This window comes from Corynebacterium nasorum (assembly GCF_032821635.1).
Taxonomy (GTDB): Bacteria; Actinomycetota; Actinomycetes; order Mycobacteriales; family Mycobacteriaceae; genus Corynebacterium; species Corynebacterium kefirresidentii.
In genome coordinates, this window is the sequence record NZ_JAVBIE010000009.1 from 40,394 (window position 1) to 65,983 (window position 25,590).

Here is a 25,590-nt window from a genome sequence, read left to right on the forward strand (position 1 = left end):
GATCCACAGAAAGGATTTCCCACCTATGTCCACTCACCAGTCTCAGGTCACCGGCGGTAATGGCGGCGATAACTCCGCTGGCGACGAGGAATTTACCTCCACGCAGCTCAGCATCAATACAACCGGCACCGATGAACTCCTCGATGAGATCGACGGGCTACTAGAAAATAACGCCGAGGAATTCGTGCGCTCCTATGTCCAAAAGGGCGGGCAGTAAGGGTGAGTGACCAGCGCCCTGTCTTTGCCCGACGCATCATGGGCATTGAAACAGAATATGGCCTAACTACCAGCGCGGGCTCGAAGGAACGGACTCTGAGCCCCGATGAGGTAGCGCGCGTGCTTTTCCGGCCCATTGTCCAAGAGCATTCCTCCTCCAATATTTTTTCTACCAATGCCAGCCGCCTCTACCTCGATGTCGGTTCCCACCCCGAGGTAGCCACCGCCGAGTGCGATAGTTTAAGCCAGCTTTTAGCCTATGAATGCGCCGGCGATGCCATTGTCAACCGGCTTGGCGAGCAAGCAGAGCAAACTTTCGCCGCTGAGGGCCACCCGCGTGCGGTGTACCTTTTTAAAAACAACGTGGACTCGGCTGGCAATTCCTTCGGCTGCCACGAAAACTATCTCATCAGCCGCCATATGGTCCTCAAGGACTTGGGCCTTGAGCTCCTGCCGTTCCTCATCACCCGTCAGCTCATCTGCGGCGCCGGCATGGTCCAACCCGCTAAGGGCGATAAGCCCGCCCAATTCCTGCTCTCGCAGCGTGCGGACCAGGTGTGGGAAGGCGTTTCTTCTGCTACCACCCGTTCGCGTCCCATCATCAATACCCGCGACGAGCCGCATGGCGATTCCAAACGCTTCCGCCGCATGCACGTCATCGTGGGAGATTCCAATATGGCCGAGCCAACTATGGCGCTGAAAGTAGGTTCAACGCTGCTCATTTTGGAAATGTTGGAGGCCGGATTTGAGCTGCCGAAATATGAGATCGAAAAGCCGATTCACCATATCCGCGCTATTGCGCGCGATATGACGGGATCGACCGAACTACCACTTAGCGGAGGTGGATCAGTCACCGCGCTGGAGGTGCAACAGCAGCTCTGTATGCGCGCAAGCCAATGGCTGGAAGAAAGGGAAGACGCTGGTACCCCTACCTCCGAAATGCGGCGCGTAGTTGATCTCTGGCAACGCACCCTGCGCGCCATTGAGACCCAAGATTTTTCCGAAGTGGACAGGGAAATCGACTGGGTCATTAAACTCGCCCTGCTTGAGCGCTACCGTGCGCGGCTCGGTGGGCAGTGGGACCACCCTAAGCTGGCCCAGATTGATATGACCTATCACGATATCCGTCCTGGACGCGGGCTCTACCATGTACTGCTGCGCAAAGGTCTTATCGATCGCTGGATTGAGGATTCTGATATTGAACGCGCGATGGACACAGCGCCGGCGACCACGCGCGCTGCGCTGCGCGGCCAGTTCTTGGCTACCGCGCGTAACTGTGGCGCCAATGTCACCGTTGATTGGACGCGGCTGAAAGTCAATCGGCCCGAACCGCGAACCGAGGAACTTTTGGATCCCTTCATTGCCCACGATGAACGAGTCGATGCATTGCTAGACTATATGCGTTCACACCACAGCTAGATCCACCATAGAGTCATATCAGGGAGACAACACAGCACGTGGCAGCACACAACCCCACGCCCAAACGGCATGATGAGGCGGTAGAAAGGCTCACCAACCTCTCCTTCGCGCTACAAGGCGCGGCAAACTCCGGCGGTAGCCCTGATCGCAGCGCTGCATGGATTCGTCGCCACGTTGCCGGGTACGGCGATAAGTCGGGCGAGGCTTTTGCCAAGTCCTTGGCGCGCGATATAGCGACCCTCCAACGCGCTGGGGTGCCCATTGTGCATTCCGGTGGTGAGGATGGCGCGCGCTACCGTCTTGACGCGAGTAGTTACCAGCTACCGCCGGTGGAATTTTCTCCGGAAGAGGCCATGGTTTTAGGCATAGCAGGGGGAATGGGTACCACGGGAGGCTTAAGCGATTTCTCTTTATCTGGGTGGACCAAGATTGCCGCCAGCGGCGCCTCGCGCAACCTTTCCGGCGCGCCGGTGTACACAGCAGTCAATGACATCACCCGCCTCGCCCCGGAAGTTATTACCTCTGTCCTCGCTGCGGTGCGCAACCGACTGCGCATTACTTTTTCCTACCGCGCAAACCCGGCCGCTAAGCCAGTACGCCGCGTGATGGATCCTTGGGGAGTGGTCAACCGTGATAGCCACATTTACATCGTGGGTTTCGATGTGGACCGCGGCGCCCCACGTGTCTTTCGTGCGCTTCGTGTCTCCGATATCAAACGCTCACATCATCCCGCAGAACACACCGTCCCAACAGAGACCTTGCAGGCCTTGGTAGAGCGCGCATTGCAGCGCGGAGAAAAGGTAGACGCGCGGCTTATTATTCCGGTGGGAAAGGCACAGGAGTTAATGGATGCGGGCGAGAAGCAGCCTGATGGCACAGTAATGCTGCGCAACGTGGATAAGGATTGGCTCGTGCGCACAGCGGCCGGGTACGCGCCAGAGGTACAGGTGGTCGAACCTGGCGGGGTGCGCCAGGAGGTCATTTCTCTTCTGCGCGCCGCCGCGCAACGGCAGGAAGGACGCTAGCTATGGCCGATGCATCGCAAAAGCTCCAGGCGCTCGTGCGCTCTTTGAACCTGATTCCTTACTTTAAAAATCACCCCGACAAAACGCCCATGGAAGCGGCTACGGATTTGGGAATGGAGCCCGGTGAGCTGAAGGAGGCCCTCGATCGTCTATTTTGTTCCGGCACGGGCCGCAATACTGAAGATCTCATTGATCTCAGCTTCAGCTACCGCGATGGGGTAACCATCCACAATGATCAAGGCTTAAGCCAAGCTCTGCGCCTTACCCCCACCGAGGCCGGCGCCTTGCTCCTTACCTTAGAGTCCCTGCAGGCCATGCCGGGGCTTATCGATGCCCACGCGGTCGAATCCGCCGCTGCTAAACTGCGCGGCATCATGGATGAAAAGACTGCAGCTATCTACGATTCGCTGTCTACTCCAGCCCCTGAAGAAACGGATATTCAGGCGCTTTTGACCCAAGCGGTCAATGAACGAAAGCGGGTGCGGCTGCGCTACTGGAGTGCTTCGTCTAATGCAGAATCCGAGAGGCTAGTGGATCCGGCGCGCATATTCATCGTTGATTCTGAGCCGTACCTGGCGGCATGGGAAGAAGCAAAGCAAGCCCATCGCACCTTCCGGATCGACCGCATTAGGAACGCTCATATGGAAAAAGAGCAGGCGCAGCCGCACCTGAAGGACCTCGATTTTGATGCCGCTTCACCCTTTAATTTGGGCAACGCGGACACCGTGAAATTAGCAATTCACCAAGAATTCACGTGGCTGGCCGAATACTACGATATGCGGCTGGGCGAAGACCTGGGAAATGGGGAAATAGCTGCAACGATGCCTATGGGATCAGTAGATTGGCTTATTCGCTTTGCCTTGGGTCAAGCTGATAGGTTGCGGGTAGTGGCTCCTCAATCCGTGGTTAAGCTCATTGCGGAACGAGGAAACACCGCTTTGAGCGGCTATACTCAATAGCCAGTTACTTGCCCGTTAACTGCGCCCGCCCGCTGGAAGATTTTCCGGAAGTACCGCTGCCCGGCATGCTGGCGCACTAGTTGAAAGAGGTTTCTCCATGAGCCTAGGACCTATGGAAATCGGCCTAATCGTTCTCGTTATCGTCTTGCTATTCGGTGCAAAGAAGTTGCCGGATCTGGCACGTTCCATGGGCCGTTCCATGCGTATCTTCAAATCTGAGGTTAATGAGATGCAGTCCGAGGATACCCAGCGTTCCCAGGCGCAGGCACAGCTGAACCAGAAGCAGCAGTCCGATGAGGAATTCTGGAACCGACCAGACATGCAGCCGGGCCAGCAGAACCACACCAACCCTCAGCAGTAAACGCCCCCAGCCCGTCGTTGCGCGAACACCTCTACAGCGCGCGGATATGCCCTCGCAATCCGCGTAGCAGGGAAGTGTTCGCTTCTTTGCGTTGAAAGAGCCACACTGATGTCGCCACAGTCACAGCCTGTTTCTGCCCCGAAGGCAAGCAAGAACGTGAAGGGGAAGCTGCGGTTTTCCCGTAAGCCGAAGAACCCTACCGGGGAAATGACCTTGGTGGAGCACCTGCAGGAGCTGCGCCGCCGCGTCATCATCGCCGTTTTAGCGGTGGTCGTCGGCGCCATCATTGGCTTTATCTGGTACCAACGCGCACCGTTCGGTATCTCCCCGCTGGGTGAGATCCTCCGCGAGCCCTATTGTGCGCTGCCAGCAGACAAGCGCGCCTCTTTCAGTGCGGATGGCGAATGCCGTCTTTTGGCCACCAGCCCTTTTGAAATGCTCCTGCTGCGCTTGAAGGTAGGCGCTCTGGCGGGCACCGTATTGTCCTCGCCGGTGTGGCTATATCAGATTTGGGCCTTCGTAGTCCCTGGCCTCCATAAAAATGAGCGTCGCTACACCTTGAGTTTCGTCTCTGCCGCAGTGGGACTATTCGTTGCTGGCGCCGTGCTCGCGTATTTCATCCTGTCCGTTGGGCTGGAATTCCTCATGGGCATCGGTGAAGAGTACCAAACAGCAGCGCTGACAGGTGAACGCTATTTCTACTTCCTTTTGGCATTGCTGCTGATATTCGGCATCAGCTTTGAAATTCCCCTGCTCATTGTGTCGCTCAATCTTATTGGCGTGCTGGAATATGAGCATGTCAAGGACAAGCGGCGGATCATTATTGTCGTCGTGATGATTTTCGCCGCCTTTGTTACCCCGGGCCAGGATCCCTTCTCAATGGTGGTTTTGGCTGGATCGCTCATCCTTCTCATCGAGATTGCATTCCAGTTCTGCCGCATCCACGATAAGCGCATGCAACGCCAGCGCCCCGAGTGGATGGACCTTGACGACGAGGCTGCTTCACCGCTTGGTGCCGGTCCAGACGCTGTTGGAGGGCCTACTCCCGTCGCGGCGCCAACCCAGGTACACCCTTCGCCCGCTCCTTCTCAGCCGGTTTCTCAACCAGTCCAGCAGGCACAGCGACAGCAGCCGCAGACGTGGACCACCGGCGGCACCGGGACTTCGTCGAACAGCGGCGGCTTTTTCGACGATGTCCTCTAGGCACGGGTAGCCTGGGGAGTCATGACTGAAACTCATCTGGATTATTTTTCTGCAGCCCTGCCATACCCCTTGGATGAGTTCCAGGTTAAGGGATGCCAAGCCGTGGAAGACGGGCACGGTGTGCTGGTGTGCGCGCCGACCGGCGCCGGCAAAACCATTGTGGGCGAGTTCGCAGTATCGCTGGCATTAAGCCGAGGTACCAAGTGCTTTTATACAACTCCCATTAAGGCGTTGAGCAACCAGAAGTATCACGACTTGGTGGAAGAGCACGGTGAGGAAGCCGTCGGCTTGCTCACCGGTGATGTATCGATCAACTCCGATGCAGAGATCGTCGTTATGACCACCGAGGTGCTGCGCAATATGATCTACGCAGAATCCGCAGCACTAGATCGCCTTACCCATGTGGTCATGGATGAAATCCACTTTTTGGCTGATGCTTCGCGCGGCGCAGTGTGGGAAGAGGTAATCCTCAACCTGGCAGACCATGTCTCCATCATTGGTCTATCTGCCACAGTGTCCAATTCGGAAGAATTCGGCGATTGGCTTTCCACTGTGCGTGGCGATACCAACGTCATCGTTTCCGAACACCGCCCAGTTCCGCTCGACCAGTGGATGATGCTGGGACGTAAGATTTATCCGCTTTTCGAGCCCGAATCCGGCGGACAAGTCAACGCCGAGCTAGAGCGTAGAATCCAGCGCCTTGAGGCCGGCGATACCGATGACGGTCGCGCAGACTATAAGTCCGGCAAGGGCTTTCGCGCCCGCGCCCGCCACAAGGGCGGCGGTCGTAGTGAATTCCGTGGAAGGGGAAGGGGACGCTTCGGTGCTTCTCGCCAGCAGGATCGCTATCGCCCCTTGGGCCGTCCGGAGGTACTGAAAGTACTCCAGTCCCAAGACATGCTGCCGGCCATTACCTTCATTTTCTCCCGCGCTGGCTGCGATGGCGCGCTCTATCAGTGTCTGCGCAGCCGCATGGTGCTTACCTCCCAAGAAGAAGCGCAGCAGATCAAAGAAATCGTCGATGCTGGTGTAGAAGGTATCCCCGAAGAAGATCTACAGGTCCTAGACTTCAAGCGCTGGCGCGAAGCCCTTTCCCGGGGCTTCGCGGCACACCATGCAGGTATGCTGCCGGCCTTCCGGCACATCGTGGAAGACCTCTTCGTACGCGGCCTCGTCCGCGCCGTCTTCGCTACCGAAACCTTGGCTCTCGGCATCAATATGCCGGCGCGCACCGTGGTGCTAGAAAAACTCATCAAATTCAATGGTGAGGCCCACGTTGATCTCACCCCCGGCCAGTACACGCAGCTAACTGGCCGCGCGGGGCGTCGCGGCATCGATACCTTGGGCAATGCAGTCGTGCAATGGGCCCCCGCCATGGATCCGCGTCAAGTAGCCGGCCTTGCTTCCACCCGCACTTACCCTCTCATTTCTACCTTCGCTCCAGGCTACAATATGGCAATCAACTTGCTGGGCATGCTTGGGTTCGAAGACTCTCTTCGGTTGTTAGAGAAGTCTTTTGCCCAGTTCCAAGCGGATGGCTCGGTGGTGGAAGAAACCCGTGAAATTGAGCGCGCGGAACATCGAGTACGCGAGCTGCGCAGCCAGCTGGATGATGCCGTGGCGTCGCTAGCACCTCCTGCCAAAGACGGGGAAGATCCCGCCGAGGTACTGATGGACTACGTCCGCCTGCGCCGCGAACTCAGCGCTGAAGAAAAGCAGTCCAAAATCGATAGCGCTAACCAACGCAACCAAGAGGTTATTGCGGTTCTGGGGCGTCTGCAGCTAGGTGATGTTATCGCCATGCCCGGCAAGAAGCGCCCTATTCTCGCTGCGGTTGTCACGCCCGCTAACCAGACCGCGGATCCCCGCCCGTGGATTACCACGGAATCTGGGTGGTCTGGTCGGATCGACGCCGCCGGGATCAATAATCCTCCCATTCAGGTGGGGCGCATTAAAGTGCCGAAGCCGGTACGCAAGAACCCACGGCGCAATACCCGTTACGTGCAGGATGTCTTGCGCCGTGAGCACTTCGATCGCCCCAAGCGGATGAAGTCGCAGCCCCGTACTCGGCCCAATAAGCGGGTAGGGCAGTTGCGCGATCAGCTACGCGCTCATCCCGCGCACGAGTGGCCGGCTACTGATCGCGAGCAGCTGGCGGGCTTGGCACAAAAGCTCGCACGGCGCCAGCGTGACCGAGACAAGCTCCAGTCCAAGGTAAATAAGGCTACAGATACTTTGGGCCGCACCTTCGAGCGCATCGTTGACCTTCTGGCAGAAATGGACTATGTCGAGTTCACCGGGGTAGGTTCCGAACGCACGCCCGTAATTACTGAGGAAGGCGAGCGTCTAGCCAAGATTCACAGCGAATCCGATCTGCTCGTGGCACAGTGCTTGAAGCGCGGGATTTGGGATGAGCTGGATCCTGCCGAGCTTGCCGGCGTTGCTTCTTTGTGCTGTTTCGAAAACCGCAAGGCTACCAGTGGGCAGCCAGAAGCAGCTACCGAGCGCATGGCCGATGCCATGAATGGCACGTGGCGCGTTTATACCGAACTCACCGCCGATGAGCAGCGCCACCGTCTGCCGCCTACCCGTGAGCCGGAGGCTGGTTTCGCCCTGGCCGTCCACCAATGGGCAGCCGGTGCCCCCTTGGGCTATTGCATGGCTGCCGCTAATGAAGCCGGCGCCGAACTTACCCCCGGTGATTTTGTCCGCTGGTGCCGGCAGGTCATTGACCTCCTGCAGCAGGTGGCGAAGACCGGTTATGACGGCGAGATTCAGCGCAATGCCCGTCGGGCTATCGATGCCATTCAGCGCGGTGTGGTAGCCATCGGCGCCTAGAGGCCGCGGCTTGGGCGAGTAGACTCTGGGACATGACTGTTACTCAGACTTTTTCCGCTGATGTCTACGCCCAGCGCCTGCAGGCCGCCCAACAGGCCGCTAAGGACAAGGACATCGATCTACTCCTCATCGGTACGGGTCCAGACTTTGCCTATCTCACTGGCTCCTGGGTTTCCTCGCACGAGCGCCTTACCGTTTTGGTCGTGCCGCAGCAAGGCAATGCGTGGATCGCAGCGCCTAATACCGATATCACCGATATCAAGGCGGCTCCAGTAGGAGAGCTGGATGTAGAGCTAAGGAGTTGGAACGACGGCGATAATCCCTATGAGCTAGCACTAGATGGTGCAGGCGCTGCTCTAAACAATGTGGCCCTGGGGCAGTCGCTGACTGCAGACCACGTCCTGCGTTTTCAGGATCTAATCCCACAAGCCAATTATCAGTTGGCTACCTACGCGCTGGCGGAGCTTTTTACCCGCAAGGATGAAGCTGAGATTGCTGAGCTGCGCAAGGCTGGCCAGGCCATCGATGCGGTCCACGCACAGGTACCAAAACTCCTCCAGCCGGGCCGCACCGAGGCGGAGGTGGCTCAGGAATTGGAAGAGCTCATCTTGCAAGAGCACACCGTTATCGATTTCGTGATTGTCGGCTCGGGCCCGAACGGCGCCAACCCGCACCATAGTTTCTCGGACCGTGTGTTAGCGGAGGGCGAGCCAGTCGTCGTCGATATCGGCGGCACTCTGCCTTCCGGTTACCACTCCGATTGCACCCGCACCTACGTGGTCGGCGGGGACGTTTCCAAGGCACCGCAGGACTTTCAGGATGCTTATGCCGTGCTTGCCGACGCCCAAGCAGCCGCCCGCGCTGCAGCCCACCCCGGTAGCATCGCCGCAGAGATCGATGCCATTACCCGCAAGGCAATCGCTGCAGCCGGCTGGGGCGACAACTTTGTCCACCGCACTGGCCATGGCATCGGCCTATCCACTCACGAAGAGCCGTTCATTATGGAAGGCAATGACCTCACATTGGAAGAAGGCATGGCCTTTTCCATTGAGCCGGGCATCTACGTGGAAGGCAAGTGGGGCATGCGTTTGGAGGATATCGTGGTGCTTACTAGCGATGGCTACGAGTCCCTTAACCTAGCTCCGCGTGAAGTCCGTTAAATGGCTGGCGTACTAATCCTCGGTGGCCGCAGTGATATCGGCGGCGAAATAGCTCGGCGGGTGGCTCCCGGTAAGGACATCGTGCTCGCTGCTCGTGGCACCCATGGAATGGACGGTAGAGAACAGCAGTTGCGGGCGGCGGGCGCGCGCAGCGTGCACTTGCTTGATTTCGACGCCGCAGATTTTCCGTCCCATGCTGGCGTTGTCGATCGCGCGATAGAGCTAGCAGGACCTCTGGAGATTGCGGTTGTAGCCTTTGGCATCCTGGGTGACCAGGAGCGAGCGGAACGCGATGCTTCCCACGCGGTCGACATCGCCAAAATTGATTACGCGGCGCAGATTTCCCTGCTCACCTTGGTTTCTGAGCGCATGCAGCGCGGTCACATCATCGCGTTTTCTTCGATCGCAGGGTGGAGGGCCCGTCGAGCGAATTACGTCTACGGTTCTACCAAGGCTGGTCTTGACGCCTTCTGTCAAGGTTTGGCCGACAAGCTGCACGGCAGTCGGCTAGGACTCATTACCGCACGCCCCGGCTTCGTGATTGGCAGCATGACAGAAGGAATGAAACCGGCGCCGCTTTCGGTGCGTCCAGAGGATGTGGCCGAGGCCGTGGTCAGCTGCATAGACCACGATGCACGGCGCGGGAGACCGCGTTCGCGCACCATCTGGATCCCCAGAGCTCTACAGGGCCTAGCGTGGATCATGCGCCTCGTGCCGCGCCCAATCTGGCGGCACATGCCACGCTAGAGTCTGCGATCCTGCTAGTGTGCGCGGAGCAGTGGGGAGTTGATGTCGAAGATGAATCCACGCGGGGCGAGTACGCGCAGAACCACCTCGGCATCGCCCTCAGCGATATTGTGAAAGACTAATCCGCCCCAAGGGGTGACGGTGATGTCTACTTCCAGCTGCCCAATGAGCTGTGCAAACTCGGCTGGAATTGCGCCTTTATGAACGCCTGCGCCCAGATCAACGATGCCCGCAGGCAGATGCTCATCCAGCCAGCCAATGGGGCCGGGTTCTGCCAGGGCGGAGCTTGTGTGTTCCTCGGCCTCCGCGCACTGGAGTGCTTCCTCATAATGACGGGCGGCGGCGTGTGGGGTAAGTGGGGCAGTAGGGGTGTCGACAAGCGGGGAGCGCCCAAGGTACAAAGAACCATCCTTGTCGATGTTTAAGCTCACACCAGCGGCACCCGCGGGCAAGTTATCCTCTTCCGCGATGACTGCAAGACCTGGCCCACCTTCTACCGCACCCAGTTCAGCCGCAATGTCTTGGGCCGCCTGCTTGGCCGCTGCCGATAGGGGTGAGGCCAGCACCGGCACCGTGGCGGCATGTAGATGCAGGCCCTGGAGCCGCCGCTTAAGCGCCTCCGCATCCGTAATTCCGCGCAGCTCGATGGCAGAAAACCGGTCGATGTACACAAATCCATCCGCGCAAGCACTGGCGCATTCTGCCAAAGTTGCCCAATCTGGGGCGTGGGTGCTGCCGCCGGCAACGTGGATGCGGGTGCACGTGCCGTACTGAGGGTCGTCGAAAAGCGCAGGAGTAAACATGCGCACCAGTTTAACCTGCCGCGGCTGCAGCATAGTTCACGAGTGTTGCCAGCGCATTTTCAGTCTGCCTCGTTAAACTGAGGCCATGCCGTTTTTCTATTTTGCTCTCTACATGGTCGCAGAAACCCTGACTTTCTGGGCCGTATCCACATGGATCGGTGTTGGTTGGGCGCTAATCGCGCTCTTTGTCACCATGTTTTTCGGAATGTCCATCGCCGGCATTGAAGTCCGGCGCTTGATGGGAAAGCAGGTCGAGCGCACAGGAGACGGCACTTACGTTGTCCGCGGCGGCAATATGGGCAAGACTGCCAGCAACGTAGGTCTTACCTTGGTAGGCGGCATGTTGCTCTCCTTGCCTGGCTTCCTAACCACGATTCTCGGCGCCCTACTTATTTTCTCGCCCACCCGTGCAATCATCCGCACAGTTATGGCAGCGTCTTTGTACCGCAAGATCGAGAATATGGGTGTCAAGATCTACGAGGCAACCCCGATGGCGCAGCAGCATGACACGTATGGCGATTTTGGCTCCTTCGGCCGCGGACAAGCCGCACACAGCGGGCACCCGAGTACTCAGGACGCTGGCCCACATGAGGTCTTGGATGAGGAAGAGATTCGCCGGTGGACTGAAAACCTAGATCCGGATGACTTTGGCCCTGCCGGTGGCGAGACTAAGGGCGGCAAGAGCTAGTGTTGCCTATCTTTGCCCGCCTTTTAGTGGCGGGCCTTTCTGGTCTGCTTACTTATGCCGCCCTTGAGCCCCGCGGCTGGTGGTGGGCCGCAGTCGCAGGCATGGGCTTGCTCTATGTGAGTTTGATGCCTTGGGGAACTAGGCACGTCTCCGCCCGTCTGGGCGCACTACTCGCGGTAGCGCATTCACTCGTGCTCTATCTTCTCACCTTGCCCTGGATCGGTGAATTGGTGGGAAGCGGGCCGTATATTGCGTTGGCAGTATGGCTTGCGGTTTACGCCATCCTATTGGGCTTTGGCGGCGCCGCGGTGGCACGGTGGAAGTACGGCTTTATTGATTTCCCGTTCGTCTACCTCGCGGTGGAGGTGCTGCGTTCTTCTCTACCTTTCGGTGGTTTTTCCTGGGTCAAACTGGCTTGGGGGCAAATCGACGGGCCGCTAGCCAAGCTAGCGCCGTGGGGTGGCACCTCGCTTATCACCGTCGCCACAGTACTGTGTGGCTGCGGAATCGCCGCCCTGTTGTTTCACCGCAGCTGGACGGTCAAGGGTATCGCCCTTGCAGCAGCTATCCTGCCCCTAATAACGGCGACGGTGGCAGGATTGGGCATCAACCGAGACGACGCTACTATTGGCGAAGCAAAGGTTGCGGCAATCCAAGGAAACGTGCCTCGCATGGGCCTAGATTTTGCTGGGCAACGCCAAGCGGTTCTCAATAATCATGTGGCTGAAACGAAGAAGCTGGCCGCGCGCGACAAGGACATCGACCTTGTCATCTGGCCTGAAAACTCATCCGATATCAATCCTTTCCATGACGGTAGGGCAGCCGCGGCAATCAGTGGTGCCGTTGATGCGATTGATGCCCCCGTTCTGGTTGGCACCGCTACGCGCGATGACGTGGGCGCCCGCAATACCATGCAGGTCTTTGCCCCTGGCCACGCGGTAGGGGACCACCACTATAAGAAGTACCTGCAGCCTTTCGGTGAGACCATGCCCATGCGGGATTTCTTTGCCAAATTTTCTGACTACGTGGATCTTGCCGGGGACTTCAAACCCGGCGATGGTCCAGGTGTGGTTTCCATGGCGGGCGTGCCGGTAGGCGTGGCAACGTGTTACGAAGTCTCCTTCGACAACGCCTTTAGAGAATCGGTCAAAAATGGCGCACAATTGCTGACTACGCCAACCAATAACGCCACCTTTGGCTACTCGGATATGACTTACCAGCAATTGGCCATGAGCCGGCTGCGTGCGATGGAGACAGACCGTGCCGTGGTGGTGGCGGCAACCTCTGGAGTATCTGCCATTGTTCACCCCGATGGCCGCGTCAGCCAGTCCACGGAAATTTTTACGCCGGCCGCTCTCGTGGAGCAGTTGCCTTTGCGTAGCGGCGAGACCTTTTCCGTTAGGTTTGGTTCGCCCCTGCAATGGCTCATGGTTATTATTGGAACAGTCTGCGCACTGGTAGCTTTGCGCACAAACCGCCTGCGACGCACCCCGCGCCGCTCCGGCACAGATACATACGTAGGAGCATAAACACTGTGAGCACGCTTGAAGCCTCGACCTTGGTCATCATCCCGACCTACAACGAGATCGAAAACCTACCTCTCATTACTGGACGCGTCCGCGCGGCGGTCCCAGAGGTGCATATCCTCATCGTGGACGATAACTCGCCCGATGGCACCGGCGACAAGGCCGATGAGTTCGCAGCGCAGGATGACCATATCCACGTTCTCCACCGCGAAGGCAAGGGTGGCCTGCTAGGCGCCTATATCGCTGGCTTTGAGTGGGGCTTGGAGCGTGATTACCAGGTACTGTGCGAGATGGATGCAGATGGCTCCCACGCGCCGGAGCAGCTGCACTTGCTGCTCGAAGAGGTAGACAAGGGTGCGGACCTAGTTATCGGCTCCCGCTATATTCCGGGCGGCGAGACCGTCAACTGGCCGGCTTCTCGCGAGTACCTTTCCCGTTTGGGCAATATCTACATTTCCGTGGCGCTGGGCGCTGGTCTGTCCGATATGACCGCCGGTTATCGTGCCTTCCGCCGCGAGCTCCTCGAATCCATTGATTTCGACGAGCTATCCAAGGCGGGCTATATCTTCCAGGTGGATCTGGCTTTCCGCGCGGTTAAGGCCGGCTTCGATGTCCGCGAGGTTCCTATTACCTTCACCGAGCGCGAATACGGCGAGTCCAAGCTTGATGGTTCCTTCGTGAAAGATTCCCTGCTGGAGGTAACCAAGTGGGGCGTTGCCCACCGCACGGAGCAGCTGCAGGATTTCGGCGGCGCCGTATCCAAGCTGGTCAATCGTGAGGTCAAGGATGGCTCCATTCACGATCTAGGCGTGCAGGCCCGCAAGGGCGCCGGCTGGGCATCTGACTTCGCCGGGGAAATTGCTCACCTAGCAAAGCACCAGATTGCACAGTTGAAGAAGTAGCCCATGCTTCAACGCTAAAGGCCCGTACCGTCCCTTAGTAAAACTAAGGAGGTACGGGCCTTTGTCTGCGGCAGAACCTTATGAGTTCTTTTGCTGCTGTTCCTGCTGCTCCTTTAGCAGGCGGGCTGCGGAACGGCGACGGGAGCGCAGGTGGTTAATGCGCTCTTCTAGGAGCTCGTCCAGCTCCTCAATGGAGCGGCGCTCACGCAGCATATCCCAGTGGGTACGTGGCGGCTTAGCCGGCTTAGACTCAACGCCTTCACCTTCTACAAGGTGGCCTAGCTTGCCGTTTTTGCACATCCATTCCTCAGGGATTTCAGCATCATCCGCAAAAGGCACCTCATAAATCTCGCCGTCTTCGGTGCGGTACTTCACCATTTGGCGCGGTGCGAGGTCGTGGTCGCGGTCGGTTTCGTAGCTGACTGCGCCCATACGGCTGCCACGGAGTACGCGATCTGCCATGCAACATCATCCTTTTCAAAGAGATCCCTGATTGAGTGCGAAGCAAAACTTCGCCTAAGAGCTACTAATTATAACGAACACCCTCGCGCCTTTGTTCCCAGCCCGCCCAAAATGGACTAAAGTGTATCGGGTGATCCGTACAGCTAGTCGTGAACGCAACGTCGGTTCCTGCCAGTGGTGTGGGAAGGACATTGATCAAGGCGGTAGAGGGCGGCCACGGAAGTTTTGCAGCGCCTCGTGCAAACAGCGGGCGTATGAGCAAAGAAATAATGTTAGTGGCACGGGTATTCCCGCTAACGCTGTGATCCTTACTCCGGAGAAGGCAGAAAGTTTGCGCGACGGACTTTTTGAACTACGTTGTTCCGCAGAAGATATCAATACCGCCGCGGAGGAAGGTGCTAGTGCGCAGGAGCTTGCCGGTTTGTGCGAAGAGCTTGTAGCCCTGGCCCGACGCCTAGAAGGACTTCGATAGAAGATGAAAAAGCTTTTTTATAACCGCAAGCTCGTCATTACCATCTTTGTGGTGCTCATTGTATTGCTCACCGCCGTGGCCATTGGCCCTATGGTGTATTCGCTTCTCAAGGGCGCCGGTGTAAAAACAGAGCCTATTTCCGCCGATGGAGCTAAGGCTGCGTCTACGGAACTAGATGGATCCTGGCAGGTTGCCAAGGGGCGTGCTGATAATCATACCTCGGTTGGTTTTACCTTCAATGAGATCCTACCTGCAGAAAAGACCACTACATCTGGTTCGACTACTGAGGTAACCGGTCAAGCAGAAATTTCTGATTCCACCCTCAAAACCGCGACGGTCACCGTGGATATGGATGAGTTGTCTACGGATAAAAAGGTCCGCGACCAAAATATGAAGTCCAAACTCTTTGAGACGCAACTTTTCCCAGAGTCTTCCTTTAAGCTCACCAAACCCGCTTCGCTTGCCGACGTCCCAGATGACGGCACCATTGGCACGGTAAAGCTCACCGGTGACTTGACCATCAAGGATGAGACACACGAGGTTTCCCAAGACTTTGACGTTCTCCGCGACGGGGATAACATCGTCATCGGCGGCACCGTTCCAGTTAATCGCCTTGATTATGGCGTAGAAACCCCGGAAATGTTGGCCGCAAAGGTTGAGGAAAAGGGCGAGGTCAATCTTCGCATTTCCTTCAAGAAGGACTAATAAGGACGAGCCTATGAACACCCGCCAAATGATCCCGTTTATGTGGCTGCGCCTTCTTATAGTCATCGGCTTTACCATTTTCGTAGCCGTTCAACACATGTGGGTCATCGTAGCGATTTCTGCCTGCTTGGCGCTTTTGACTATATGGCAGCTGTGGAGTGCTTACCGTAATCGTTAAATAAGACATCCAAAGCGAGCGGTAGTTGCCCCGAATATCGTCAATGTGACGTTATATGGTGGTGTGGTTGCATACTCCAGTGGGGGTGCATTTTTGCCAAAATCCACCCGTCTGACCACCCATCGGGAGCCACACGCCATAGATGGCTGGCGCCCGTGGCACGGAGGGGCTCAATAGTGCTTAATAGTTAAGGCGCCTGGCGTCGCAGAGGCAGACTGCATACCGGCGGCCCTCAATAGGATTAGTCAGCTAGCTTGGCGGACCAGTGGCCACTGGAGTGTATCGCGGCAACTGCGCGACATCGCAAAGCAGAGCTTCACAGCAGAAGGCGGAGCGAAGATAATCGCCGCAATAAAAGGAGCAAGCGGGGATTCTGATAAGACCGACCAGAAGGCTCGAGGTATGCCAAGGTATAAATGAGGAACTGCCTAACCATGGATAAATGTCCGATAATGTACATTATGTCATTTAAACTAGGGGTGGCATTCCCCCCTTTTAGTTCCTGACTCCATACATTGATACCTGGACCCCGCCTCTATTGTTCGCTCCTGACAACACGCGCCCGAATGAAGCTTTCCAAATATGACATTCCTTCACGAAGATTGGTCTCTCGTCATTACTCTTGCCGCGGGCGACTTCTTTCTCGGCTTGGTCTCTCGTAGCCCATGCGGCCTTAAGCTCTGGATCGAATTCTGCGCTCGACGGATCCGATCCCTGCGCGTGTCCACCTCTAAATACGATGTAAACCACTTCCGGATGGTGTTCTTCATCCAGTGGACCGTTCCACCCACGCAGGCATGTCTCTTCAGTCCAACAGGTCACCCCTGAGCGGTCTACGCATTGCCCCATGGCTTCTTCTTGGGCGCGCGTCAGCGCAACCCCTGCAAAGGACTCATCAAGTGAATCGTCTTTCCGCGCAAATAATACGAAGATCCGCGCGGTGCTTTTCTTTTGCTTCTTCGTATCCATGCCCCACATCTTCTCACCCGGCTATCGGTTAGTTTTCAACTAAAATGCACACTAGCGCATATAAAGGCCAAGCAGGTCTCTATCAGGGGCGATTCCAAGTCGGCGAACGGACCTGATCACTACTGGGTGCGTAAAATCGGCATTATGACGATTCAGCATGTAGTAGATAAGCCTTCCCGCGCAGCCCTCTTTCTAGTTCTCGAAATCAAGGACGGCTGCGAGCAAGCCACCCGCGACATGCTGACGGGGTTCGCCGGACTCTTCAAGTCCGTGAACTTCCGCTATAACGAAGGCGAGCTTTATACCGTAGTTGGCATTGGCGCCTCCATGTGGCCGCGTTTGACCAGCGCACCCCTTCCTAATCGGCTAAAGGAATTCGAGGCAATTGACGCAGCGCACAAGGCCCCAGCAACGCCAGGCGATATTCTGTTCCACTTCCGCGCTAATAGCTACGATCTCTGCCACGAAATGGCCCGGCAGGTTTTAGACCAACTGGGTGATGCTGCAACGGTCATCGATGAGACCCACGGGTTTAAATACCTTGACCAGCGCGACCTGCTTGGCTTTGTAGACGGCACCGCCAATCCCCTCGCCGAGGAAGCTTTGGATACCGTGCTGCTTGACGACGCCGCCGATTACCCCCGTGGCTCCTATGTCACCGTACAAAAATACATCCACGACCTCGACAAGTGGAACGAGCTGAGCACCGAAGAGCAAGAAAAGGTCATTGGTCGCACCAAGGCTGACGATATCGAGCTCGACGATGATATCAAGCCTTCCAATTCTCACGTTGCTCTCAACGACCTTGAGGAAGATATCTACCGCGAGAATATGGTCTTTGGTTCTTTTGCTGCTGGTGAGATGGGTACTTACTTCATCGGCTATGCAAAGGATCCAGAAAACGTCATGGAACGTCTGCGCAATATGTTCATCGGCAAGCCAGAGGGAAATTACGACCGCATTCTAGACTTCTCCACCGCTCTTACTGGCACCAACTTCTTTGTGCCCAGCGCGGACCTGATGAAAAACTTCGACGAGCTACCGCCCGCCTAGCGGCGTCCCCCACGGTTGCGGTGGACCAATCCAAATTGCACCGCATCAATCATTCCGAGCGTCATTAAGGCCTCGCGGAGGGCAAATTGGAAGTTCCACAGGCGGCGGAATACTGGGTCGAACCCAGCCGCCGCGGCCTCCCGCAGGTGCCCATCAAAAAAGGATCGTTGCTGACGCAAAGATTCTAGGTAGTGCGTCCCCACGTGTGTTTCCGATACGATGCGCAGGTTCGAGTTCTTATCGACGAGCTGGTGCAGCTCCGCAGTAAGCGGATAGTCCAGTGCAGGCCACACATATGCCCGCAAGGCCTGAATCGAGGCCTTTCCGGCGTCGGTCATTGCTTCGGTCGCCACAAGGGACTGAATTCCTGCCCGGCCATTAGGGGTTAAGAACCGGTCGACTGCGCGAATATACTCTTTGCGCTCCTGTGGGCTAAGCTGTTCTATCTTTTCCACGGTGACGATTGCGTCATAGTGTCCGCGCCATTGCTTGGGATTTGGGACAACCCCGGGAATGCGTTCCACATGGATGGAATCATCTGCCCCCTCGAGCACGAGCGCCTCACGCATGTGACTTATCTGCTCTACATCGCTGGTCAATACGTCTACCGTTGCGCGCCGCTTGGTTGCGCGCATGGCAGGCTGCATTCCAGCGGCTGGGTACACCAATAGGTGGGTTCCGGCGCCGGTGCGAGTGACGTCGAGAAGCCAATCAGCGGCGCGACGCTGGGCATCGCCCAAATCATCTCTGTCCACACTCGTGGGCTCGCTTAGCGTCGTGACATCCACGAAGTGGCTTTTCGGTTCCTTGCGGCCGGCCTTGGGGCTATAGCTTTCTACTGTCTCCCTAATGGTCGTCGGCACACCGCTAGAAAAGATGCCACCCACATGGCTTAAACCATCACCGGAATAGAGCCGGACCAAATCCATCGGCAACTCCCCTGGCTCCGAATTGCCGGTGTCTAGCATCTTGGCCTTGGGAAGATATCCCACCCCCAGCAACCGCCCAAGCACTTTTACCAGCTGGGAGGACGAGCTGACGGACCACTCTCCTGCCATAAAGCTTTCTGCGAACCCCAGCCATCCACTGGCGGCGATTCGTTCAAACAAGGCATCGTGTCCGACCTTGAGATCTGGTCCGCCCTCTACTTCCAAGTCGAGTTCCAATCCGGCGTCATCGCAAGCCTTGGCAAATTCAGCCTCTGCACGGCGAGCCTTTAAACCAGGCCAACGAGGTGAAGGGACTGTAGCCACATTGGGCCAGGAATCTGCATCGATGGAGCTCAAATGCTCGGGGCGGATAAAACTCATAATGCCAGGTGCGCTCCTTGGTGGGCGGAGGAAGTCACTATCGGCAATTACCTTAGTCAGCTTGGCACGCACCTCGGCTTAGGCGCTCCGCACAGGCGCAATGGTTCCTGCCGCGAAAATAATAACGATGCACGGAAGTTTATCAGTCAATGAGTATGCACGTTCTGTTAGAAGTGTTTACACTGAATGGGTGCAAAACATTAGCTTTCTTGAGGAAGGTCGCAATAAATCCATGACTGATACCGCTTATCGTCCCAATGGTGGCCGTCACCACGTTGTCGTGGTTGGCGCTGGCTTCGGTGGTCTCAACACCGTCCAGAAGCTAAAGAACGCCGATGTAGAAATCACTCTCATCGATAAGAAGAACCACCACCTGTTCCAGCCGATGCTGTACCAGGTAGCAACAGGCATGATTTCCGCCGGTGAGGTGGCCCCGTCCACCCGCCAGCTGCTGCGCGATCAGGATAATGTTCACTTCGTCAACGCCGAGGTTACCGATATCAACCTGGCTGACCAGACCGTCACTGCCGAGCAGGATGAGTTCTCCCGCACTTACGCATATGATTCCCTGGTGGTTGCAGCGGGCTCCGGTCAGTCCTATTTTGGCAACGACCATTTTGCAGAGTTCGCCCCAGGCATGAAGACCTTGGACGATGCCCTCGAGCTGCGCTCTCGCATCATCTCCGCGTTTGAGAAGGCTGAGCTTACCGATGACCCAGCGGAGCGCGAGCGCCTGCTTACCTTCATCATCGTTGGTGCTGGGCCAACCGGCGTCGAGCTGACCGGCCAGATTGCCGAACTAGCAAACCGCACCCTCAACGATGTCTATTCCAACTACGGGACCACCTCCGCCAAGATCTACTTGCTTGACGGCGCCCCACAGGTACTGCCGCCATTTGGCAAGCGCTTGGGCCGCAAGGCACAGCGCACCTTGGAAAAGGAAGGCGTACAGGTGCACCTCAACGCCATGGTGACCGATGTGACTGCGGATACCGTCACTTATAAGGACATGAAAACCGAGGAAGAGACCACCCTGACGGGCGCTACCAAGATCTGGTCCGCCGGTGTGGCCGCTTCCCCACTGGGCAAGATGGTGGCCGAGCAGGCTGGCGTCGAGGCAGACCGCGCTGGTCGTGTCTCCGTGAATGAGGACCTGACCGTGGGCGAGCACAATAACGTCTACATGGTCGGTGACATGATCTCCCTCAACCGCCTGCCTGGCCTCGCACAGGTTGCTATCCAGGGTGGCGCGCACGTCGCTAAGCTCATTCAGGCAAAGGTGGACGAGGAGTCTACCGCCAATGAGAAGGAAGCCTTTGATTACTTTGACAAGGGCTCCATGGCAATCGTCAAGCGCTTCAACGCCGTCGTCAAGCTGGGCAAGACCGAGTTCGGTGGCTTCGCTGGCTGGGTAGCTTGGCTGGGCCTGCACCTGACTTATGTGATTGGCCTGCGCAGCCGCCTGGCAGTGCTGGTGAACTGGGCAACCAATATTCTTTCCCGTGACCGCGGCAACCTAGAAATCACCACTCAGCAGCGCATCGCGCGCAACATCATTAACAAGAACGAGAAGTAATTACTCCTCGATCGCATCGCCGCTCTCCTGCCTCAATGCAGGGCAAGGGCGGCGATTTTCTATTTTCCTGTCGTTACTCATTGATAGCGATAGCACCACCCCAACTGGGCACTGGAGCGCCGATTTTCGCACATAGTTTCCGTGACCTTTGTTAGGCTGAGAAACGCAACATGGGGTGCCGCACACAGTGCGGCTGAGAAATACCCATCGAACCTGCACTCAGTTAGAACTAGCGAAGGGATAGTTGTGGGATATAGTTTTCTCCGCGCGCACGATGCCGTGCGCGAGTCCACACCACTTATTCAATGTTTGACCAATAAGGTCGTTTCCAACGTCACCGCCAACGCCCTCTTGGCCGTTGGCGCCAGCCCGGCGATGGTTGATACTCCGGAGGAATCCCGCGAGTTTGCACAGGTAGCCGGCGGTGTTCTCATCAACTGTGGCACGCCTAGCTCCGAACAATACGGCGGCATGCGCGAGGCCATCGCGGGTGCGAATGCCGCACAGACCCCCTGGGTACTCGATCCGGTAGGTGCCGGCGGTCTCTCCAACCGCACTAAGTTCATGCACGACGTGCTGCCCCTTGGCCCAGGGGCAATCCGCGGCAATGCTTCAGAAATCATTGCGCTCGCAGGTACCGGACAGGGCGGCCGCGGTGTCGAATCTACTGATGAAGTGGAAGCCGCGTTAGATTCCGCACTAGCGCTTTCCCGGGACACTGGCGCTGTAGTAGCCATTTCCGGCCCACGCGATCTTATCGTCCACGCCGGTGAAACCACGCGCGCTGCCTATCTGCACTCCGGTCATCCGATGCTCCAAAACGTCATTGGTACTGGTTGTTCACTCGGTGCTATCTGCGCAGCATATTTGGCGGCGTGGGAGGATCCTTTCGAAGCAATCATCGCGGCCCACGCACACGTGGGAGCCGCAGGCAGCGTGGCAGCTGAAAAGCACCACGCGCCAGGCTCCTTTGCCGTTGCTTGGCTGGACGCGCTCTACGATGTCCCGACGGCGGACATCGAGGGACTAATCAAGCTCACAGACGTCGAAGGGGTTTAAATGGCAATCGACTGGTCGCTTTACCTTGTCACAGATCCAGATCTGGCAGGCGGGCGAGAAAACGTGGTTCGCATCGTGAAGGAAGCTGTACGCGGTGGGGTTAGCGTCGTCCAGCTGCGGGATAAGGAAGCTAGTGATGAGCAGATTGAACACACCGCCCGCGAGCTGCTGGCCGTGCTCGGCAATGTTCCGCTTTTTATCAATGACCGCGTGGAGGTAGCAGCAAAACTCGGCTGCCATCTACACATTGGTCAAAATGACATGGCCTTTCGTGAAGCCCGAGGGATGCTGTCCGATGAGCAACTTATCGGCTTGTCCATTGGCAACCACGCCGAACTTGCTGCCATTTCGGATGACGCCCGCCCGGATGTCATCGGTATCGGCCCTGTGTATTCTACGAACACGAAGAAGAACGCCCCGGCGGGGATGGGGCCAGATGCAGCAGCAGCCCTCGCCCGCGCCGCACGGGAACGCGGCATTGATTCCGTCGCCATCGGCGGCATTAAAGACCATAACGCGCACGAGCTGGCGGGAAGCGACTTTGCCGGCATTTGCGTAGTCAGCGACATCATGGCGGCCAAGGATCCTGCAGCAGCAGCCGCCCGATTAAAGGAGGCTTTCCATGGCTAAGGGCAACTATCCCCGCGTACTGTCCATCGCGGGTACAGACCCCACGGGCGGAGCGGGCATCCAGGCTGACCTAAAGTCCATTGCCGCTGCGGGCGGATATGGCATGAATGTGGTAACAGCCTTGGTAGCCCAAAACACCCAGGGTGTCCGCAGCGTACATGTCCCGCCAGTAGAATTTCTGCAAGAGCAGCTAGACGCAGTCATTGACGATGTGGAGATAGACGCGGTAAAGATTGGCATGCTTGCAGACGCCGCCATTACCGCCAAGGTCGCAGATTTCCTACGTCGCCTGCCGGAGGATGTTCCCGTGGTCTTGGATCCGGTCATGGTGGCTACCAGCGGGGATAGGCTGCTGGAGCAGGAAGCCGAACAGGCCGTGCGAGATCTGTGTTCCCGGGTGGATATCATCACCCCAAACTTGAAAGAATTGGCTGTTCTCACCAACACCGAGGAGGCAGGCGACCTCGAGCAGGCCATCGCCACCGCTAAACAATGGGCGAAGGAAGCTTCTACTGCAGTTGTGGTCAAGGGCGGTCACCTCGATTCCGATATCGCAGACAATGCGGTAGTGAATCCGGATGGGTCCGTTCACCGCGTCTCCTCGAGCCGGGTGGACACGAAGAATACGCACGGCACAGGTTGCTCCCTCTCCTCTGCTCTGGCTACCCGGCTTGGAGCCGGCGATAGCCACACCGCAGCGCTTACGTGGTCCACCCACTGGCTGCACGAAGCCATTGTGCACGCGGATGCGCTCCAGGTGGGCAAAGGGCACGGTCCCGTGGACCACCTGCACCGCTCGCAGCGCCTCATGCGGGCGGCCTCTACCCTGCCGCAGCCCTACCTGTCCGGCAGCTTGAAGGAACCAGAAAACGTCGAGCAGCCCCGCGTTCCTGCGGCCGGACCACACACGCAACGTCTGTGGAACCTGGCGGGAAATCACTGGGAGGCTATCAAGGCTCTGCCGTTTATTCGGGCATTGGGAACGGGCGCTTTGGATAAAGAAGCCTTTGGGTTCTATCTTGACCAAGATGCCCAGTACCTCAACGCCTACTCCAAGGCCTTGGCGCGCCTAGCCAGCCTAGCCCCTGCAGCGGCACAGCAACTGCACTGGGCCGAAGGAGCGCATGATTGCTTGGCGGTTGAGGCCGAGCTGCACCGCGGCTGGCTCCAAGAGGGCATCACTACCGCAGCTTCTAGGGTTACTAGCGCCTATACGGACTTCCTTATCCGTTCAACTCATACGGATGACTACGTGGTAGGCGCTGCGGCAGTATTGCCCTGCTACTGGCTTTATGCAGAGGTAGGCCTACACCTCGCAGATTTCGATTCCCCAGAACATCCCTATCACTCCTGGCTTTCCATGTACGGCGGTGAAGACTTCCTCAACGGAGTCCGCGCCAGCCTCGACATTGTCGAGCAGGCTCTCAGCGGGGCGGATGAGCGCACTCGTACACGGGCCGAGCGCGCCTACATCACAGCGAGCCACCATGAGGTAGATTTCTTCGACCAAGCCGATAGGCGCTTTTAGGCCAGAAGGTCCGACCCCGGACGCGAAAGGACGGCGACGAGGAAGGTGGAATGCTCCGAGAATAGCTTCATGTCCCACGAGGAGAAGGTGAAGTCGACTCGGTAGCCCACCTTCTGCGCCATATCAAGAAAGTCGGAGAACTCCCAGCCCCGGCCCTCGCCGAAGCCGGTGACCAGGCGACCACCTGGTTTGAGAGAATTAAAGATATTGCGCAAAGCGGGCTCGCGGCCTTCTTTTGCTAGAAAGCCCATCACATTGCCGGCAGACACGGCGATATCAAAGGGGCCTTCCGGCACCTCTTCCTCGCACAGGTCTCCAACGAACCAGTGGCCGTCCGGAAAGTCGTGCTCTGCGTGCTCAATAAGAATGGGATCTACGTCGACTCCCACGACGCTGTGGCCGCGGCGAAGCAATTCGCCACCGACTCGGCCAGTGCCACAGCCGGCGTCGAGGATGGTGGAGTTGCGCTCGACCATGGCATCAATAAGCCGGGCCTCGCCATTGATGTCCTTGCCTTGTGCGGCAAGCAGCTTCCATTTGCGGGCAAAATTATGGGAGTGCTCGGGATTAGCTTCGGTTACTTCTTTCCACGTGGGCATAGATTCGATTATATTACCCGCCTTCGGTGTAAGATTTACCCGCTGCATAAAATCGCCGTCGAATTTTTGCGAACTTGTCCGCACTACCGCGCAAAGGAGGCTGAAACGATGCCATCCGTACCTTCACCCTTTAGGGGCCGCAAGAAACCCGAGCCTCTAAGTAAGCCCACCTCCCTGCCGGTACCGCCGGAACGCGCGATTGAACACTGCCGCGTTTTTGTTGATGGCGAGTCGCTTCCCGGTGAATACTCCACCAGCTCTGCTTTGGAAGCTATCGAAGAATATGGCCGTGGTTTTATCTGGGTGGGCCTGCACGAGCCCTATGAGTCTCAGATGACCAAGGTAGCCTCACAGTTTGGCATCCACGAACTCATCGTGGAAGACGCAGTTATGGCTCACCAGCGTCCCAAACTCGAACGCTACGATGACCAGCTCTTCGTCGTCGCCCGCTCCGTGAACTATCGCGACCATGATGAAGTAACGGATAAGCGCCAGATCATTTCTACCGGTGAGATCCAGATGATCATGGGTTCCAACTTCATCATTACCGTGCGCCACGGGGCAAAGCTTCCCAACTTGGCCTACACGGTGGAAGATGAGCAGGATCTGGTGGAGCTTGGCCCAGTGGCTATGGCCTGGAAGATCCTGGATATGATGGTGGACCGTTACTCGGAGATCTCTCGTCTCATCAGCATTGAGGTCGATGAGCTGGAAGAAGAAATCTTTACCCCTAACCTCAAGTTTGATGTGGACCGCATTTACATGTTCAAGCGTGAGGTGCTGGAGATGAAGCATGCCATCGACCCACTTTCGGTGGCACTGAAATCCATGGTTTCTGACCACAAGGATCTGATTTCTAAGCAATTGCGCTCGTATCTGCGCGACGTCAACGACCACGAGCTCGTAGTCAAAGACCAGGTCTCCAGCTTCGATGAGCGCCTTACCTCGCTTATCGATGCCTCGGTGGCCAAGGTAACCATGCAGCAAAACTCAGATATGCGCACCATTTCTGCGGTCGTTGGCATGTGGGCTGCGCCCACCCTGGTGGCCGGTATCTACGGTATGAACTTCGACATCATGCCGGAACTGCATTGGGCTTTGGGCTACCCCATGGCGATTATCATTATGATTTTGGTCGTTGTGGGCCTGTGGGCTTGGTTCCGAAAGAACCACTGGCTCTAAAAACTGCGGTACGCTCGTAT

The 25,590-nt window shown here is 57.3% G+C and carries 26 protein-coding genes; 21 read left to right on the plus strand and 5 right to left on the minus strand.

Annotated features, from left to right (window positions below):
- Nucleotides 1-25: 25 nt before the first annotated feature.
- The 9 genes from RAE07_RS08360 to RAE07_RS08400 all read left to right on the plus strand — a co-directional run bounded on the left by RAE07_RS08360 (nucleotide 26) and on the right by RAE07_RS08400 (nucleotide 9,928).
- The gene (locus RAE07_RS08360) at nucleotides 26-217 is read left to right on the plus strand and encodes a ubiquitin-like protein Pup (RefSeq protein ID WP_023021554.1); all 192 of its coding nucleotides are present in this window, start codon (nucleotides 26-28) and stop codon (nucleotides 215-217) included.
- Nucleotides 218-255: 38 nt separating this feature from the next.
- Nucleotides 256-1,635 (plus strand): Pup--protein ligase, encoded by a 1,380-nt coding sequence (gene pafA / locus RAE07_RS08365; RefSeq protein ID WP_193393080.1) that lies wholly within the window; start codon nucleotides 256-258, stop codon nucleotides 1,633-1,635.
- A 38-nt stretch (nucleotides 1,636-1,673) separates the two neighbouring features.
- Complete coding sequence (locus tag RAE07_RS08370) at nucleotides 1,674-2,660, plus strand: helix-turn-helix transcriptional regulator (RefSeq protein ID WP_023021556.1); 987 nt, start codon at nucleotides 1,674-1,676, stop codon at nucleotides 2,658-2,660.
- A gap of 2 nt (nucleotides 2,661-2,662) precedes the next feature.
- Nucleotides 2,663-3,619: a helix-turn-helix transcriptional regulator gene (locus RAE07_RS08375; protein WP_049378140.1), complete on the plus strand. Its 957-nt coding sequence runs from the start codon at nucleotides 2,663-2,665 to the stop codon at nucleotides 3,617-3,619.
- A gap of 97 nt (nucleotides 3,620-3,716) precedes the next feature.
- Nucleotides 3,717-3,980: a Sec-independent protein translocase subunit TatA gene (gene tatA, locus RAE07_RS08380; protein ID WP_023021558.1), complete on the plus strand. Its 264-nt coding sequence runs from the start codon at nucleotides 3,717-3,719 to the stop codon at nucleotides 3,978-3,980.
- A 108-nt stretch (nucleotides 3,981-4,088) separates the two neighbouring features.
- Nucleotides 4,089-5,183 (plus strand): twin-arginine translocase subunit TatC, encoded by a 1,095-nt coding sequence (tatC, locus tag RAE07_RS08385; RefSeq protein WP_316328678.1) that lies wholly within the window; start codon nucleotides 4,089-4,091, stop codon nucleotides 5,181-5,183.
- 21 nt (nucleotides 5,184-5,204) lie between these two features.
- Nucleotides 5,205-8,021, plus strand: coding sequence for a DEAD/DEAH box helicase (locus RAE07_RS08390; protein ID WP_317001688.1), 2,817 nt, complete (start codon nucleotides 5,205-5,207; stop codon nucleotides 8,019-8,021).
- A gap of 32 nt (nucleotides 8,022-8,053) precedes the next feature.
- Nucleotides 8,054-9,181, plus strand: a complete 1,128-nt coding sequence (locus RAE07_RS08395) for a M24 family metallopeptidase (RefSeq protein ID WP_316328676.1) — start codon at nucleotides 8,054-8,056, stop codon at nucleotides 9,179-9,181.
- Entirely contained in the window at nucleotides 9,182-9,928 is a 747-nt protein-coding gene (locus RAE07_RS08400; protein WP_023021562.1) for an SDR family oxidoreductase, read from the plus strand.
- A 14-nt stretch (nucleotides 9,929-9,942) separates the two neighbouring features.
- Here the strand turns inward: RAE07_RS08400 and RAE07_RS08405 are convergent, their stop codons facing one another.
- Nucleotides 9,943-10,731 (minus strand): precorrin-3B synthase, encoded by a 789-nt coding sequence (locus RAE07_RS08405; protein WP_259824516.1) that lies wholly within the window; start codon nucleotides 10,729-10,731, stop codon nucleotides 9,943-9,945.
- Nucleotides 10,732-10,816: 85 nt separating this feature from the next.
- Here RAE07_RS08405 and RAE07_RS08410 point away from each other — a divergent pair, with 85 nt between their 5' ends.
- Genes RAE07_RS08410 through RAE07_RS08420 form a run of 3 tightly spaced genes read left to right on the plus strand, consistent with a single transcriptional unit; the run spans nucleotide 10,817 to nucleotide 13,847 of the window.
- A complete protein-coding gene (locus RAE07_RS08410; protein WP_023021564.1) occupies nucleotides 10,817-11,419 on the plus strand; it encodes an FxsA family protein in 603 nt (200 codons plus the stop codon).
- Nucleotides 11,420-11,421: 2 nt separating this feature from the next.
- Complete coding sequence (gene lnt / locus RAE07_RS08415) at nucleotides 11,422-12,948, plus strand: apolipoprotein N-acyltransferase (RefSeq protein WP_524535621.1); 1,527 nt, start codon at nucleotides 11,422-11,424, stop codon at nucleotides 12,946-12,948.
- A gap of 5 nt (nucleotides 12,949-12,953) precedes the next feature.
- Nucleotides 12,954-13,847, plus strand: a complete 894-nt coding sequence (locus RAE07_RS08420) for a polyprenol monophosphomannose synthase (protein WP_023021566.1) — start codon at nucleotides 12,954-12,956, stop codon at nucleotides 13,845-13,847.
- Nucleotides 13,848-13,925: 78 nt separating this feature from the next.
- On the opposite strand, the gene RAE07_RS08425 is transcribed toward RAE07_RS08420, so the two are convergent.
- Nucleotides 13,926-14,309 (minus strand): RNA polymerase-binding protein RbpA, encoded by a 384-nt coding sequence (locus RAE07_RS08425; RefSeq protein WP_023021567.1) that lies wholly within the window; start codon nucleotides 14,307-14,309, stop codon nucleotides 13,926-13,928.
- 130 nt (nucleotides 14,310-14,439) lie between these two features.
- On the opposite strand from RAE07_RS08425, the gene RAE07_RS08430 reads away from it, so the two are divergent.
- The 3 genes from RAE07_RS08430 to RAE07_RS08440 are packed head-to-tail and all read left to right on the plus strand — an operon-like array spanning nucleotide 14,440 to nucleotide 15,664.
- A complete protein-coding gene (locus RAE07_RS08430; RefSeq protein WP_034655353.1) occupies nucleotides 14,440-14,781 on the plus strand; it encodes a hypothetical protein in 342 nt (113 codons plus the stop codon).
- A gap of 3 nt (nucleotides 14,782-14,784) precedes the next feature.
- The gene (locus RAE07_RS08435) at nucleotides 14,785-15,486 is read left to right on the plus strand and encodes a YceI family protein (RefSeq protein ID WP_023021568.1); all 702 of its coding nucleotides are present in this window, start codon (nucleotides 14,785-14,787) and stop codon (nucleotides 15,484-15,486) included.
- 13 nt (nucleotides 15,487-15,499) lie between these two features.
- Entirely contained in the window at nucleotides 15,500-15,664 is a 165-nt protein-coding gene (locus RAE07_RS08440; RefSeq protein WP_023021569.1) for a hypothetical protein, read from the plus strand.
- Nucleotides 15,665-16,159: 495 nt separating this feature from the next.
- On the opposite strand, the gene RAE07_RS08445 is transcribed toward RAE07_RS08440, so the two are convergent.
- Nucleotides 16,160-16,633, minus strand: a complete 474-nt coding sequence (locus RAE07_RS08445) for a hypothetical protein (protein ID WP_200287501.1) — start codon at nucleotides 16,631-16,633, stop codon at nucleotides 16,160-16,162.
- 144 nt (nucleotides 16,634-16,777) lie between these two features.
- On the opposite strand from RAE07_RS08445, the gene RAE07_RS08450 reads away from it, so the two are divergent.
- Complete coding sequence (locus RAE07_RS08450; RefSeq protein ID WP_200287502.1) at nucleotides 16,778-17,686, plus strand: Dyp-type peroxidase; 909 nt, start codon at nucleotides 16,778-16,780, stop codon at nucleotides 17,684-17,686.
- Here RAE07_RS08450 and RAE07_RS08455 read toward each other — a convergent pair.
- Nucleotides 17,683-18,996, minus strand: coding sequence for an SAM-dependent methyltransferase (locus RAE07_RS08455; protein WP_200287504.1), 1,314 nt, complete (start codon nucleotides 18,994-18,996; stop codon nucleotides 17,683-17,685). The genes RAE07_RS08450 and RAE07_RS08455 overlap by 4 nt on opposite strands.
- A 232-nt stretch (nucleotides 18,997-19,228) precedes the next feature.
- Here RAE07_RS08455 and RAE07_RS08460 point away from each other — a divergent pair, with 232 nt between their 5' ends.
- From RAE07_RS08460 to RAE07_RS08475, 4 genes are all read left to right on the plus strand, one after another.
- Nucleotides 19,229-20,572: an NAD(P)/FAD-dependent oxidoreductase gene (locus tag RAE07_RS08460; RefSeq protein ID WP_023021572.1), complete on the plus strand. Its 1,344-nt coding sequence runs from the start codon at nucleotides 19,229-19,231 to the stop codon at nucleotides 20,570-20,572.
- A 246-nt stretch (nucleotides 20,573-20,818) separates the two neighbouring features.
- Entirely contained in the window at nucleotides 20,819-21,631 is an 813-nt protein-coding gene (gene thiM, locus RAE07_RS08465; RefSeq protein WP_248098253.1) for a hydroxyethylthiazole kinase, read from the plus strand.
- On the plus strand, nucleotides 21,632-22,261 hold the full coding sequence (gene thiE, locus RAE07_RS08470) for a thiamine phosphate synthase (RefSeq protein WP_023021574.1): 630 nt from the start codon (nucleotides 21,632-21,634) through the stop codon (nucleotides 22,259-22,261).
- On the plus strand, nucleotides 22,254-23,789 hold the full coding sequence (locus RAE07_RS08475; RefSeq protein ID WP_316330927.1) for a bifunctional hydroxymethylpyrimidine kinase/phosphomethylpyrimidine kinase: 1,536 nt from the start codon (nucleotides 22,254-22,256) through the stop codon (nucleotides 23,787-23,789). Before thiE ends, RAE07_RS08475 begins: the two co-directional genes overlap by 8 nt.
- On the opposite strand, the gene RAE07_RS08480 is transcribed toward RAE07_RS08475, so the two are convergent.
- Nucleotides 23,786-24,388, minus strand: coding sequence for a class I SAM-dependent methyltransferase (locus tag RAE07_RS08480; protein ID WP_034655351.1), 603 nt, complete (start codon nucleotides 24,386-24,388; stop codon nucleotides 23,786-23,788). The genes RAE07_RS08475 and RAE07_RS08480 overlap by 4 nt on opposite strands.
- Before the next feature lie 108 nt (nucleotides 24,389-24,496).
- Between RAE07_RS08480 and RAE07_RS08485 the strand changes: the two genes are divergently transcribed.
- Nucleotides 24,497-25,570: a magnesium and cobalt transport protein CorA gene (locus RAE07_RS08485; RefSeq protein ID WP_023021577.1), complete on the plus strand. Its 1,074-nt coding sequence runs from the start codon at nucleotides 24,497-24,499 to the stop codon at nucleotides 25,568-25,570.
- Nucleotides 25,571-25,590: the final 20 nt, after the last annotated feature.